General features: G+C 63.7%; 13 protein-coding genes. 11 read left to right on the top strand and 2 right to left on the bottom strand.

The genetic code is table 11. The features are described from left to right. Positions 1–13 precede the first annotated feature (13 nt). Both BWR02_RS00065 and BWR02_RS00060 read left to right on the top strand, forming a co-directional pair. The gene (locus tag BWR02_RS00065) at positions 14–1,231 is read left to right on the top strand and encodes an FAD-dependent monooxygenase (RefSeq protein WP_139555758.1); all 1,218 of its coding nucleotides are present in this window, start codon (positions 14–16) and stop codon (positions 1,229–1,231) included. 38 nt (positions 1,232–1,269) lie between these two features. After that, positions 1,270–2,817: a long-chain-fatty-acid--CoA ligase gene (locus BWR02_RS00060; RefSeq protein WP_139555757.1), complete on the top strand. Its 1,548-nt coding sequence runs from the start codon at positions 1,270–1,272 to the stop codon at positions 2,815–2,817. A 5-nt stretch (positions 2,818–2,822) separates the two neighbouring features. On the opposite strand, the gene BWR02_RS00055 is transcribed toward BWR02_RS00060, so the two are convergent. Continuing rightward, positions 2,823–4,286 (bottom strand): beta-barrel assembly-enhancing protease, encoded by a 1,464-nt coding sequence (locus BWR02_RS00055; protein ID WP_139556175.1) that lies wholly within the window; start codon positions 4,284–4,286, stop codon positions 2,823–2,825. Between the two features lie 129 nt (positions 4,287–4,415). Between BWR02_RS00055 and tusD the strand changes: the two genes are divergently transcribed. From tusD to BWR02_RS00025, 6 genes are all read left to right on the top strand, one after another. Next, complete coding sequence (tusD, locus tag BWR02_RS00050) at positions 4,416–4,784, top strand: sulfurtransferase complex subunit TusD (protein WP_139555756.1); 369 nt, start codon at positions 4,416–4,418, stop codon at positions 4,782–4,784. Continuing rightward, entirely contained in the window at positions 4,781–5,143 is a 363-nt protein-coding gene (locus tag BWR02_RS00045) for a DsrE family protein (RefSeq protein ID WP_139555755.1), read from the top strand. The genes tusD and BWR02_RS00045 overlap by 4 nt, the downstream gene beginning before the upstream one ends. Continuing rightward, complete coding sequence (locus BWR02_RS00040) at positions 5,143–5,451, top strand: DsrH/TusB family sulfur relay protein (RefSeq protein ID WP_139555754.1); 309 nt, start codon at positions 5,143–5,145, stop codon at positions 5,449–5,451. Before BWR02_RS00045 ends, BWR02_RS00040 begins: the two co-directional genes overlap by 1 nt. 3 nt (positions 5,452–5,454) lie before the next feature. Next, positions 5,455–5,784 (top strand): TusE/DsrC/DsvC family sulfur relay protein, encoded by a 330-nt coding sequence (locus tag BWR02_RS00035; protein ID WP_139555753.1) that lies wholly within the window; start codon positions 5,455–5,457, stop codon positions 5,782–5,784. Positions 5,785–5,922: 138 nt separating this feature from the next. Beyond that, positions 5,923–6,591 (top strand): DUF2076 domain-containing protein, encoded by a 669-nt coding sequence (locus BWR02_RS00030; protein WP_139555752.1) that lies wholly within the window; start codon positions 5,923–5,925, stop codon positions 6,589–6,591. 119 nt (positions 6,592–6,710) lie between these two features. Further along, positions 6,711–7,277, top strand: a complete 567-nt coding sequence (locus BWR02_RS00025; RefSeq protein ID WP_139555751.1) for an HMA2 domain-containing protein — start codon at positions 6,711–6,713, stop codon at positions 7,275–7,277. Positions 7,278–7,366: 89 nt separating this feature from the next. On the opposite strand, the gene BWR02_RS00020 is transcribed toward BWR02_RS00025, so the two are convergent. Continuing rightward, a complete protein-coding gene (locus BWR02_RS00020; RefSeq protein ID WP_139555750.1) occupies positions 7,367–8,089 on the bottom strand; it encodes a response regulator in 723 nt (240 codons plus the stop codon). Positions 8,090–8,439: 350 nt separating this feature from the next. Here BWR02_RS00020 and BWR02_RS00015 point away from each other — a divergent pair, with 350 nt between their 5' ends. From BWR02_RS00015 to BWR02_RS00005, 3 genes are all read left to right on the top strand, one after another. Then, positions 8,440–9,048: a cysteine hydrolase family protein gene (locus BWR02_RS00015; RefSeq protein WP_139555749.1), complete on the top strand. Its 609-nt coding sequence runs from the start codon at positions 8,440–8,442 to the stop codon at positions 9,046–9,048. Positions 9,049–9,066: 18 nt separating this feature from the next. Further along, a complete protein-coding gene (locus BWR02_RS00010) occupies positions 9,067–11,430 on the top strand; it encodes a PAS domain S-box protein (RefSeq protein WP_139555748.1) in 2,364 nt (787 codons plus the stop codon). 318 nt (positions 11,431–11,748) lie between these two features. Beyond that, positions 11,749–13,680 (top strand): multicopper oxidase family protein, encoded by a 1,932-nt coding sequence (locus tag BWR02_RS00005; RefSeq protein ID WP_139555747.1) that lies wholly within the window; start codon positions 11,749–11,751, stop codon positions 13,678–13,680. The last annotated feature ends 568 nt before the right edge of the window (positions 13,681–14,248 follow it).

The following is a 14,248-nucleotide window of genomic DNA, read 5'->3' as shown; positions in this document are numbered from 1 at the left end:
GATGGGGAACAAAATGACTCAAGAATATGATGTGGTGATCGTCGGCGGTGGCATGGTCGGTGCGACGCTGGCCTGTGCGCTCGGCGGAAGTTCGTTGCGTGTCGCTGTGGTCGAGGGGGAGCGGCCGCCGGCTTTTTCGGCCGAGCAACCGCGCGATGTGCGTGTGTCGGCCGTCAGCATCGCCTCCGCCAGCATCATCAGCACGGTCGGTGCATGGCGTGGGATCACCGAGCGCCGCGCCTGTCCTTTTCGGCGCATGCGCGTCTGGGAAGAGCGGGGCGATGTGGAGTTTCGCAGTGCGGACATCAATGAATCGGTGCTCGGCTACATCGTCGAGAACCGGGTCATCCAACTCGCGTTGCTGGACCGCATTCCGGCCTTCTCGAACGTCGAACTGTTTTGCCCGGCGAGCACCCGCTCGATCGATTACGACCCGAATGGTTCGACCGTGGCGCTCGACGACGGGCGGACGCTTTCCTCCCGTTTGATGATTGCCGCCGACGGCGGTTTCTCACGGGTGCGTCAGGTTGCCGGGATGGGGGTCAGCCACTGGGACTACGAACAGCAGGCGCTGGTGCTCACCGTCGAGACAGCTTACGGACAGCAGGACATCACCTGGCAGCATTTCACCCCGACCGGGCCCCGGGCCTTCCTCCCGCTGACCGGGCCTTACGCATCGCTCGTGTGGTACCACACGCCCGACGAGGTCAAGCGACTCAGGGCGTTGCCCGATGCCGAACTGCTCGCGGCCGTGCACGCTGCGTTTCCCGATTGTCTCGGTGAAATCCGGAGCATCGTCGCGCGAGGCAGTTTTCCACTGCGGCGCCAGCATGCACTCGGCTATGTCAAGCAGGGCATCGCACTGATCGGCGACGCGGCGCACATGATCCATCCGCTGGCCGGGCAGGGCGTCAATATCGGCTTGCTGGATGCGGCTGCACTGGCCGAAGTCCTGGTCCGCGCGGCAAGCCAGCGTCGCGACATTGCGTCGATGGAGGTGCTGCGCGAGTACGAGCGCATGCGCCGCAGCGGCAACTTGATGATGATGACGGCAATGGATCTGTTCTACCGCGCCTTCGGCAATTCGAGCGCACCGCTTAAGGTGGTGCGAAACCTGGGGCTTGGATTCGCGGAGCGCTTTGGGCCCGCCAAGACGTACTTCATGCGCTATGCGATGGGGCTGGAGGGCAAACTGCCGAAACTGGCGCGCGGCCAGACCCTGCCGGTCTAATTTTCGGGCTTCACAGGTCCCAATCACGCTGGTGCGCTATGCCTGACTCCCTGCGAGAAGCCTTTCAGAGCGTGGTCGAGTGTCACGGTGACGCGCCGGCCATCGTCCTACCCGACCGGGATCCGATCAGCTACGCGACCTTGAGCGACGACTGCGGGGCTGTGGCCGCGACGCTCGCAACACACGGAGTCGGCAAGGGCGACCGTGTCGCCCTGTACTGTCCCAACTGCCCCGAGTTCGCGGTCGCCTACTTGGGCATCGTGACAGCCGGTGCCGTCGTCGTTCCCTGCAACTTGCTGCTTTCGCACGAGGAACTCGCGTACATACTGAACGACTCCGCTGCCACGGCGCTGGTCGTTCATCCGCAGCTGGCCGCTGCGGGTCGTCAGTTGATGGCGTCGGTTGCCAGTCTGCGTCTATGCATCAGTACCGGTGACGCAGAAGACGCTGCGCTCGCCTGGAGCGATGTGCTGGCCAGCAAGCAGGGCCCGACCGCGCTGCCGCCGCTGACTTCCGAGGACCTTGCCGCGATTCTCTACACCTCAGGGACTACGGGTCGGCCGAAAGGAGCCATGCTGAGTCACGGCAATCTGTTGGCCAACACGCGCAGCGTCCACTCGGCCATGCACTGGCGCCCGGGCGATGACGTCGTGCTGGTCGTCTTGCCCATGTTTCATGCGTTCGCAGCGACTGTCGGCCTGCTGACGCCGCTCACCTGCGGTTGCGCGCTGGTGCCAGTGCCGAAGTTCGACCCCGATCAGGTTGCGAGGGTCATTGAGGCGACCGGGGCGACCATTTTCCTGGGTGTGCCGAGCATGTTCACGATGTTTCTCAAGCTGAAGGAGGATCGTCGCAGCGGCTTGCGGTCGCTGCGTTTTTGCGTGTCGGGTGGCGCGGCCCTGCCGGTGGCCGTGCTGACCCAGTTCGAGGCGATGTTCGGGATACCCATCTACGAAGGTGACGGCCCAACCGAATGTTCCCCGGTGACGTGCGTGAACCCGATTGGCGGCAAGGCCAAACCGGGCACTGTCGGACTGCCGGTGCCCGGCGTCGAGATGCGGATTCTGGATGAGGATGGCCGCGAACTGCCGGACGGGGAGGTCGGCGAGATCGCTGTGCGCGGGGCGAATGTATTTAAGGGCTACTGGAATCTGCCGGACGAAACGGCGGCCTCATTTTCCGGTTCATGGTTCCTGACCGGTGACCTCGGCATGCGCGACGAAGACGGCTACTTCAGCATCGTCGACCGGAAGAAGGATCTGATCATCGTCAACGGCATGAACGTCTATCCGCGCATGATCGAGGAAGTCGTGCATCGACTGCCGCAGGTCCGGGAAGTGGCCGTGGTCGGCCAGCCACACCGTCTACATGGGGAAATTCCCGCGGCCTTCGTGGCACTGCACGAGCCCGGCTCGCTGACGGAGGCGGCGATTCGTGACTGGTGTCGCCAGCATCTCGGCCGGCATCAGGTGCCGCGCGAAATCGAAATCGTCGCAGCGCTGCCGCGGAACGCCGCCGGCAAGATTCTGAAACGGGAGTTGCGGCGTGCCGGCGAGGTCGAACGCGGGTTCGAACGACCGGACTGAGTCGCTCACTCTTCCTTGCGCCGGTCCATTTCTTCTTCGCGCAGTTCCTTTAGGCGTTCGTCGATCACCGCCGCCACGTAATGGTTATCGCCGGCCGCGCGTCGCGCGAGAACTAGCTGCTGCATGGCGGCGCGGGTCTGACCCGAGGCGTAGTAATACTCCGCGACGAAACGGTGGGATTCGGCCTCCTGCCCGAGCTGCCCGTAGATCTCGGCCATCAACTCGTAAATGCCCGGCCCCGGCTTGTTGCGCAGCGTGTACTGCTGGAGCAGCTTTCGGGCCTGTTCCGGTTTGCGCGCGGTCAACGAAGTGCGCACGTAATTGAGCATCATGGACCGGTAGTCCGGAAAGCGCTTGAGCCCCGCCTCAAAGGTCTGTTCGGCCGCGGCATAGTCCTTCGCCTCCATCTGCGATTCGCCCAGTGCGCTGACGAAGTACGGCTGGTCGGGGTATTTCCGGATTAGCTGGCGCAACAGGTCTTGCCCTTCTCGGGTCTGGAAGTTGCGGATCAGCGCGAGCGCCAGGCCGTAGCGGGCGACATCCTGTTGCTCGGTCGTTCCCTGGCCCTCGATGAGCTTGAAGTAGCTTACGGCATTCTTCGCGTCGCGCGTCGAGGCGACCCGCAGCTTGGCCCTGATCAACTGGTAAACGATCGAATCGGGATATTGGCGATAGGGGAAGCTGTCGGCACGGCCACGTGTATCAGAGATACGTGAGGTCGTGACCGGGTGGGTCAGCAGGAATTCCGGCGCGGAGTGACCGGAGAAACGCGTGGATTGCTGCAATCGTTCGAAGAAAGTCGGCATTCCGCGGGGATCGAAAGCCGATTTCGACAGGATCTGCATGCCGACCCGGTCGGCTTCCGCTTCGTTGTCGCGGGTGAAGTTGATCTGATGCTGTGCCATCGCCGCCTGCGTGGCCAGCAGTGCGGCCTGCCCGCCCTGCGCGGACTGCGAGCCGACCAGCATCGCCGCCAGCATGGCCGCGGCCATCGGCAGCGACAGTCGCGACGAGTCCTGGAAGGCCTGGAATAAATGGCGCTGCGTCACGTGCGCGATTTCGTGCGCCATGACCGATGCCAGTTCGCTTTCCGTTTCGGATGCCAGGATCAGGCCGGAATTCACCCCGATGAATCCGCCGGGCCCGGCGAAGGCGTTGATCTGGGCGCTGTTGACGATAAAGAAGTGGAAGGGCTGCTCCGGCTTGTCGCTGTTGGTGGTCAGGCGCTGGCCGAGATTCTGGATGTAGTCCGTGGCCTCCGGGTCCTGGCTGATTTCGAGTTGAGCGTGGAGGTTGCGGTAGAAGGCCTCGCCGAGCTGTTGCTCCTGCAGCGGCGTGAAGCTCGTGCCGGTCGGATCGCCGATATCCGGCAACTGCAGATTCAGTGGTTCATCGGCGCGCGCCTGCGGAACGCAACAGAGCTGGGCTGCGAGCAGGGCGGACAGGATGAAGGGTCGGGATTGGATCATCGGCGCCTGGGCCTTCGGGGCCTGGATCTTTCGCTGCTGAAGCGGCTGTCGCGGTACGGCTGCCATGGTGTAGGGGGCAGGCAGTCTGTAGACCTGTGCCGCCTCGGCGGTATGCCTTAAAATTGGGCCATGCGGTATGCGATTCAAGTCAACGGTGCCACTGGGACTTCCCTGGCCGCAGTGCACGCTCTACAGTTTATCAGAGCCGCCCTGGCGAAAGGCCACGAGATCTCGCTGGTCTTTTTCTACTACGACGGAGTCTGCGCCGGTCTGGTGGCGGCTCACTCGCCGGCTGGACCGACAGCGGGCGAGTGGGCGGAACTGGCGGCTCGGCGCGGGCTCCGACTGATTTTGTGCGTGTCGGCCGCGGAACGCCGCGGTCTCGACCCGTCAGGGTCCGGAGACGTCGCGCTGGCGCCCGGGTTCGTCACCGGCGGACTCGGGCAGTGGGTCGATGCGTGTGTTCGTGCGGATCGCTGCGTCGTGTTCAACGCATGATGCCAGCGGCACCCCAGTTCCTGTTCGTGATTCGGACTGGACCGGGCGACGGCTCCACGCTGGCGGAGACGCTCGACATGGTATTCACCTTCGCGGCCTTCGATCAGCCAGTCCGCGTCCTTTTCCTTGACGAGGGCGTGCGGCACCTGCTGTCGACGCCGGCGTCCGCGTGTGATGAGCGGGCCTGGGCGATGCTGGGTGCGCTCGATCTGTACGATGTGCGGGAGGTCTTCGTGGGGGTGGAGTCGTTGCAGGCTCGCGGCTTGTCGGAGCGCGACTGCCGGATTGCGGCGACGATGTTGGCCGAGGACCGGATTCCTGATCTGATGACGCAACACGAGCGGATACAGGTGGCCTGATGCGGGTGCTGCATATCGTGGCGCGGGCGAGTCAGGCGGATCCGCCGCTTGCTCGGTGTCTGGCCAGCCTGAACCGCGGCGACGCGCTGCTGCTGATTGACGGCGCTGCAGACGCGGCACGGCGCGGACATGACGACGCGGCGCGGCTGGAAGCGCTGCCCGCGGACGTCGCGGTCTGCGTATTGGCGGAGCCCTCCAGCGCGGCGGGACACAGCGGATCGGGACTGATTCCCCGCGCCGAGTTGGTCGATTTCGCGGGCTTCGTCGATTTGACGGTCGTTTGCGATACCTCGGTTACCTGGTGTTGAACGATGCTGATGGTCGGTGTGCGGGAGATCGCGACCACGGATGACGGCTTTCTGCTCGATGCGTCCGACTGGGATACCGGCGTCGCTGCGGCGCTCGCCGCCGACGTGGCGATCGAATTGACCGATGCCCATTGGGAGATCATCCGGTTCATGCAGGATTATTACCGGCGTTACCGCCACCTGCCGAATATGCGGATGTTCGTCAAGGCGATCCAGAAGACCCTGGGCGACGATAAGGGCAATAGCCGTTATCTTCACCGATTGTTTCCGGACGGTCCGCTAAAGCTGGCGTGCCGGATCGGCGGTCTCCCTAAGCCGCCTTCCTGCATATGAAACGCGGGGCGGCACTCCGTGTTCGGGTGTTCAACGGGACCATGGATCGGGCGCCTCAGCCTCCGTGAGCTTGATTTTTCTGCCTGGCGCCCCAACGATGCAAGGCAGTACCAGCAGACCGTGTCAATCGGAGCCCGTATGAATTCCCAAGAACGCCAAGCTTTGTCCCGTTTTCTGGAGCAGTTGACGGAAGTGCGCCTGACGGACAAGGATCGCGACGCCGACTCCCTGATCCGGGAGGCGACCGCCCGACAGCCCGACGCGGCCTATCTGCTGGTGCAGCGGGCGATGCTGGTCGAGCAGGCATTGGATGCAGCCAAGGCGAGAATCGCCGAACTGGAGCAGGCGCGACGCGCGGTCCCCGTTGCCAGCGAGGACAGCTTCCTGGGTGGGCGCAATCCTTGGGCGCCTCAATCCGAGCCGGCATCTGACCGCGTGGCGGTCCCGGGTGCCAGCCACTATCGCGTTCCTTCGTCGGGCCCCGCGGGCGTCACCGCCGCGCCGATGGCGGGTGGCGGCAGCTTCCTCGGCAATGTGGCCACAACGGCAGCCGGTGTCGTCGCCGGGTCGTTTTTGTTCCAGGGGCTCGAAGGCCTGCTCGGACACCATCACGGGATGGGGTCCTCATGGCTGGATCCGACGGGCGAGCAGTTGACGGAACAGACGGTCATAAACAACTACTACGGTACGGACAGCTCCGAGCTTGCGGATTTGCAGCAGTCGGAGCCTGAGGCAAGTCCATTTTTTGCCAACGACGCCGACGACCCCTACCTGGACGACGGTGCCAGTGACTCCGACTGGATCTGACCCCGCAGTTGCGGGATCCCGCTGTCGGGGCGTTCCGCGCGCCATGCGCTCTGGCCGAAGTGAGCGCGTTCGCTTGCCGGGTTAGTCGCGGCTGAAACATATCGAAGGGAAGATGCCAGATGACATCAGCACCGCCCGCTCGCCGTCATTCCGCTCGCATTGCCAGCCTGGTGCCGGGACGTCTGCGGATCAAACTCAGTCGTGGTGATGAGTTGGCTGGCTTGCTGCAGCGGCTGAAGAGCCGTTTGGAAGAGCGCGACGGCGTGCATCAGGTCAAGGTCAATCCCGTCAGTGGCAGTCTGACCTTGCATTACGACCATGGGCGCCACGGTACGGCGGGTGTGCTCGGTTTGCTGGAAGATCTGGATGTAATGGTTGAGTCCATCGGCCACCTTCCGTCAGTGGACGGCTCGGGGATAGCGGAGGCCGGTTTCATCGGCGCCGCCGAGGATCTGAATCGCCGCATTCACCGTTGGACCGGTTTGTCCCTGGACATCAAGCTGTTACTGCCGCTGCTGTTTCTCGCGGCTGGATTGTGGTCGACCGCTCGGAAGGGCCTGATGGTGGAGGCCGTCCCGGGCTGGCTTTTCCTATGGTTTGCATTCGACGTGTTCGTCAAGCTACACCCGCCAGAGCATGCCGGAGCCGAGGCCTCAGCTCCGGCGACCGACAAAAAGGCGGTTTAGCGTCGGCTGAGAGTCTGTTGCGTCCGGGATCGGGTTGCCGCGGTCGCTGCCGGACCCGAATCGCGTCCCAAGGAGTGGACCCGGGACACTCAGCTGGCCGCTGCCTCATCCCGGGCATCGCTTGGTTCTGGCGGGCCGAACGTTACGCCCTGTGCCGCAATCAGCGCGACCAACTGGGTGCGGCTGACCACCCGGAAATGCGCCAGCAGATCGCTAACGTGCTTCTTGACGACGGGTACGGAAATGCCCAGTTTGCTGGCGATATGCTTGTTGGGCCAGCCCTGCACGATATAACGCAGCACTTCTGCCTGACGTTTGGTGATGCCGAAGTGGACCGGGTCGACCGCAGCGGTGATGGAACCGTGGCTCGGCATCGGGCCGGGGCTGATGCAACGGCGCGGCGGGTGCTCCAGCTGGCCGGAGGCCAGATGCGCCGGCAGGAATACCCCGCCGGCCAGGGCTGATCGAAGCGCGGCGATGATCGCATCGGCATCCTCGGATTTCGGGACGAAGCCCATGGCTCCCAGTTCGAGTGCCTGTTCGATTACCTCGCGGCCGGTTCGGTCTCCCGAGATCAGCACCACCGGCAGTGTCGGACGCGCGGCCTTCAGGGCCCGCAGGCAGCCTAGGTCGCGGCCGTCAGGCAGGTTAAGGTCGAGGAATGCCAGGTTCAGCGCACCGTTCCGGCTGGCCCGGAGCCCGTCACCGCAGTTCCCGGCATGAATGACCTCGACCGATGGATCCAACTGGTGCAGCAGCGTTTCCAGGCCTGCACGAAAAACCGGATGGTCATCGATAAGAAGAATGCGCATGAGTGTCTCGGAACGGCCAGGGAGGCTCCTACCCTACCCTAACCGCAGTCCATTTTCATTGCTACCGAGGTACCCCTTCGCATAGCGAGCGGTGCCGTGGGTCGACCCCTCCCGTTCTCCCTCATCTCGCTTGCAGGTCCAACGGTCCGTGCCACTCGGCACTGAAAGCTCCTGCGGTTCTGCTGCCGTTGGCGGGTATGGGACGGGTCAAGGGAGCGCCGAAAGGTACCGTTGACCGCTCCGGGAGCGCAACCCATAATCGCGACGACCGCGCCCCGCGGTACAACAGGGCCTGGGTTCTGCATCGCGCAAGCCGCACCCACTCCATAACAGCCGAACTGGGTACTGCCATGGATGCCAATACGACCGCGATCCTGTTGGTCGGTTACCAGAATGACTACTTTTCGCCGGATGGTGCGCTGCATGCGGTCATCGAGAAGCCGGCGCAGGTGACACATACCCTCGACAATACGCTGTTCATGATCGATGCCCTGGCCGCTACGCGGGCGCTGATGATCACCACGCCGATCCTGTTCACGCCGGCGTACGAGGAACTGATCGAGCCCGTCGGTATCCTGCGCACCATCCGGGACGCGGGTGCCTTTCGGGCCGGCTCGACCGGCGGTGCCACCATCCCGGAACTGCTCCGTTATGGTGACCGGCTGCTCGAGGTGCCCGGAAAGCGAGGCCTGAACGCTTTTTCCAACACCGAACTCGACGAGGTACTCGCGGCAAGAGCGATCACCGATGTCGTGTTGTGCGGGGTTGTGGCCTCAATCTGCATCGATTCCACCGGCCGTGCCGCTTTCGAAAGGGGTTATCGCGTGACCGTGCTGTCCGACTGCGTGTCCGGACGTACCCTGGTCGAGCAGGATTTTTACGTCACCCAGATCTACCCTCTTTATGCGCGCGTGATGACCAGCCGCGAGATGGTCGGCGAAATGCTGCACGGCCGATAGCGCTGCCGGGGAATTGCCATGCAGGATGAACTTGGGATCCAGGCCCGACACCGGCTCATCGAGGCACTCGCGGCGGCGGAGGACGCTGCCCGCTCACGACTGGACCAATTGCGGGAGATCGTTTTCGAGACCGATGCCCAGGGGCGGATCGTCTTCCTGAACGCAGCCTGGGAGCGGATCCTCAAATACCCTCGCGATAGCTGTCTCGGCCGCGCCCTCGCGGAGTTCGTTGTCGACCAGGACAGGAGTCTGTGGGATGCGCTACCGTCCTGCTTACGTCCGGGGGCGGGACATGCGGAGATCCGCGTCTCGAATGCCCTAGGTGGCGCGCTCGTGTTCGAAGCGGTTGCCTCGCGCCTCGACTCAGGCGGGGTGGTCGGTTCGCTGCACGACGTCTCCGGGCGCAAGCAGGCCGAAGCGGAGCGCCGGGAGGCCCGGATGCGTTACCGCGCTATCCTTGACAACAGTTCCCACTTCATCGGGCTGCTCGATCTGGATGGTTGTCTGGTTGATGTCAACCGGACGGCATTGCGCTTTGCCGGCGTCGAGGCCACACAGGTGCTGGGCATACCGTTCCGAAACACGCCTTGGTGGGATCATTCGACCGACGAGCAGGCAAAGCTCGACGATGCGATCGAGCGCGCTAGGTCCGGCGTTGCCGCCCGCTTCGAGACCACACACCCGGCGGCTGATGGTGCGATCCGTCATATCGAGTTTTCTCTCACTCCCATCGCCGACCTGGATGGTCGAATCGCGTATCTGCTGCCCGAGGGCCGCGACATTACCGAGCGCAAACGTGCGGAACAGCGCTTTCGGCTGGTCGTGGAGTCGTCGGCGAATGCCTTGCTGTTGGTGGATGCGCAGGGTGTTATCCAGCTGGCGAACGCGCAGGCAGAGTCCTGGTTCGGTTACTCGCGTGAGGAACTCGTCGGGCAGGCCGTGGACATGCTGGTGCCGACGATGCAGCGGGCGCAGCATGCACGGAACCGCGCGGCCTATCTGGCTCGGCCTGCCGTTCGGCCCATGAATGCCGGCGGTCGCGAATTGTTCGCGCAGCGCAAGGATGGATCGACGTTTCCTGTGGAGATCGGCCTGAACCCGATCGAGACTGATGCAGGCCCGATGGTGCTGAGTTCCATCGTCGACGTTTCCGAGCGGCTGCGGACCCAGGAAGCCCTCCAGCAGGCCAAGGATGCCGCAGAAAAAGCCAGCGTTGCCAAGTCCGAATTTCTGGCGAACATGAGCCATGAGATTCGGACGCCGCTGAACGGCATCCTGAGTGCGACTGAGCTGCTGTCGGCGGGCGATATCCTGCCGTCGCAGCGGGAGTATCTCGACATCATCCAGGCCAGCGGTGAGGCGCTGCTGGCCGTGGTCAACGATGTCCTGGACTTTTCGAAGGTCGAGGCCGGCAAACTCGAACTCGAGCATGTCGCTTTTTCGCCGCGCGAGCAGGCTCTTGCCGTCCTTCGCCTGTTCAGCGTCGAGATCGGCACCAAGCCGTTGCAGGTGCGTTGCGACCTGGAGCCGGATTTGCCCGACCAACTGGTCGGCGATCCGGTCCGCCTCCGGCAAATTCTGATGAACCTCATCGGCAATGCGGTCAAGTTTACCGAGCAGGGCGAGATCGTGTTGCGCATTACCCTGGATTCCTCCTCAGACGATTCGGTAAAGCTCCGCTTTACGGTTTCGGACACGGGTATAGGCATACCGAGCGACCGGCTGGCGACCCTGTTCAGCCCGTTCGTGCAGGTCGACAGCTCGACAACCCGGCGGTTCGGCGGCACCGGTCTGGGCTTGGCGATCAGTCGTCGCCTGGTTACCCTGATGCAGGGCGAATCCGGCGTTGTCAGCGACTTGGGGAGCGGCTCGACGTTTTGGTTCACAGCGACCTTCGGCAACAGCAGGTCGGCGGCAGCCGCCGCTTTGCTCGGCGACCGGCAACCGCCGGACGGAGAGGCGGCGCTCCCGCCAGCCAGAGTGCTGCTCGTCGAGGACAACCCGGTGAATCGCACGGTGTTGCTGGCGCTACTGGGTCGTCTCGGCCATCGTGTCGACGCCGTCATCAATGGCCGCGAGTGCCTCGAGGCACTCGCGCAGCAACGCTACGACGTGATCCTGATGGACTGCCAGATGCCCGAGCTCGACGGTTACCAGACGACGCAAATCATTCGCGATCCCGGGTCCCGAGTACTCGACCACGGAGTGCCGGTGATAGCGCTGACGGCCCATGCGTTGCCTGGCGACCGCGAGCGGTGTCTCGCCTCCGGCATGGATGATTACCTGACGAAGCCGGTGCGCGGAGAGCAATTGCGCTTGGCGCTGTCGCGCTGGCTTGGGCCTGCCGCATGCGGTGGCGGCGACGCCGCCGAGCCCCGGTGATGACATTCGGTCGTCGCTCGCCGACGGACGGCCTGCGTCGAGCCGGCCCCGCTGGACGGGTTCCGGGTTCCACGGAATGTCGGCTCTCCTGTCGCTTCGAACGGGGCATCCGGCAACCGGGCATGCCACGCGCCGGTCACGCGTGACCGCCGATACGGCGGGTATGGACACGGCATAAGTTCAGGCTAATACTTGCGCCGTCAGGTTCCAAGGTTCGTTCTCTCCGGCGGCGATCGCAGCCGAGAAGGACTTCAGACCCCGGACCCCATCCATGGGGTGCGGCCACCGATAAGAGACGATGACGTCCGAGGAGGTTATATGCGCAATCGCAATAGTGTTTCCCGCCGCCGTTTCCTGTACCAAAGCGGTCTCGGCCTGATGGCTTATGCCGGCCTGCCAACGTGGCTACGCGCCATGGAGGGCATGGGCGACATGCCCAGAATGGCACCCAACCGGGCTTCGCCCGACTTCAAGCCAGATGTGGAACTGGAATTGATCTGCCGGCCCGGCACGGTATCGATCCTGCCCGGGCAGGCAACCCGCGTACAGCAATACATCGGACGGCTGGTGAACGGCCCCGAGAATTCGCTGGCCGTACTGCCGGGGTCCTACCTGGGACCGCTGATGCGCTTCCAGAACGGGCAGAAGATACGGATCCATCTGCGCAACGAACTCGACGAACCAACGATTACGCACTGGCATGGCTTGAATGTGCCGGCCTTGATGGATGGGCACCCGGTCTACGCACTGGACAAGGGACAGACCTTCGTCTACGAGTTCGAAATGCGCAACCGGGCGAGCATGATTCTGTATCACCCGCATACCCATGGCATCACCGGGCGCCAAGTCTACCAAGGCTTGGCCGGCGCGATGCTGGTGAGCGATCCCGAGGAGCAGAAGCTGGGACTGCCGGCAGGTGAATACGAGATCCCGATCGTGATTCAGGACCGGCTGTTTGACGATCAGAACCAGTTGGTTTACGCGCGCAGCATGCATGACCGCATGATGGGCTTCCACGGCAACCGGATCCTGGTCAACGGAAAGCCGGATTTCAGCGTCGACGTCGCCACCCGAGCCTATCGGCTTCGCGTCCTCAACGGATCGAATGCCCGCATTTACAAGCTCGCCTGGGACGACGGCTCTCCGTTGACCGTGATCGGTGTGGATGGCGGGCTGCTCGAGACGCCGGAGACCAAGCCTTATCTGATGCTCGGCCCCGGCGAACGGCTCGACATCTGGGCCGATTTCAGCGGACGCCCGGTGGGCTCACAACTCGTGATGCGAAGCCGGCCCTTTACTGGTGTCCTGCCCAAGATGGGGATGGGCATGATGGGTGGGATGGGCGGCGGAATGGGCATGATGGGCGGCATGCGCCACGGCGGTGACGGAAAATCCATGGACGGTGGCGGCCACGGTATGGGTGGCGGAATGGGCATGGGTGGCATGCACGGCGGCATGGGCATGATGGGGAGCCAGCTTCCGGTCGGCAGCGACTACCCGATTTTTACAGTGCGGGTAACCCGCAAAGTCAGCGAGAGCCCGAGCCTGCCGACGCAACTCAGCAAATTCACCCGTTTTCGCATCGAGGACACCGCTAATCCAAACAATCCGATCCCACTCGGAATTTCCGAGGCACCGGGTGCGATGCTGCTGAACGGACGGCCTTACGCCCCCAATGACTTCCTGCCCAGCGAGCGCATCCCGTTCAACACGCTGCAACTGGTGCAGATCTTCCACGCTCACGGTGGCGAGGGCGGTCACGGGGGCGGTGCGTCGGGCGCGGAGGCGAAACCCGGTGGCCATGAGGGCGACAGTAAGCCTGATCAGATGCCCGGCGGCGGAATGCAGCACGGCATGGGCGGAATGGGCGGAATGGGCGGAATGGGCGGAATGGGCGGAATGGGCGGAATGCAGCATGGCGGCGAGGGAAAGTCAGGCGGGGGAGGCATGGGAGGCATGGGAGGCATGGGAGGCATGGGGATGATGATGTCCATGGCTCATCCAATCCACTTGCACGAAGAACCGTTCCAGATCATCAGTCGCAGCATCGGTGCCGAGGAAGCGGAGGACTATGCGACCGTCAAGGAAGGCTTCATCGACAGCGGCTGGAAGGATACCGTGCTGGTGATGCCCGGCGAAAAGGTCCGGATCATCAAGCCCTACAAGAGTTACAAGGGCGTTTTCATGGTGCATTGCCATAACCTCGAGCATGAGGACATGGGCATGATGCGCGAGTTTCTCGTCGAGTAGCGCTGTCGCTGCGGGATGCTTTCGGGCATCCCGCTCAAGGGCGATGCACCGGTGCATCGCGGAAAGGCGCCGACGTCAGACGGATGCCCAGCCGACGAAGGGCGGAATGAGGCCCTTCCGGCAGGGCTCGAATTCGGGGCAACCCCGGGGGATGGCGGATCAGGGGACGACCCTTGAGTGGGCGGGTTCAACGCTCCTGCCCGGTGTCACCGCCGTTCCACGGGGTACCCCAGCGCCCCCGGTCGGACCACATGTTCTTCTCGTGCCGGCACGTGACTGTCCCACCGCGAGTCCAGGGGTCGCGCTTCGTCCCGGTGGTCTCCGCGCACCTCACCGTCCCGCCAACGGACATTGTTTGCCACAGCGATTGATTGCGCAGTCACGCGTGATTTTGCTCGACCCGATCGCCAGCCGTCAGCGGCGCAGGAGTTTGCCCCCATCAACAGGAGGCTGTCGTAAAAGGTGCCGACCGGCTGTGGCGGGGTAAAATTGCTGAAGAGCAACGAGTCTGGAACGATGTGATGGTGGCCAAGAGGATCAGACGGCGGGTCAGGGTACTGGATACGAG

The sequence above is a fragment of the Methylotetracoccus oryzae genome, from assembly GCF_006175985.1.
GTDB lineage: Bacteria > Pseudomonadota > Gammaproteobacteria > Methylococcales > Methylococcaceae > Methylotetracoccus > Methylotetracoccus oryzae.
The sequence above is the reverse complement of the archived record's forward strand: the minus strand, read 5'-3'. Positions and strand labels throughout refer to the sequence as shown.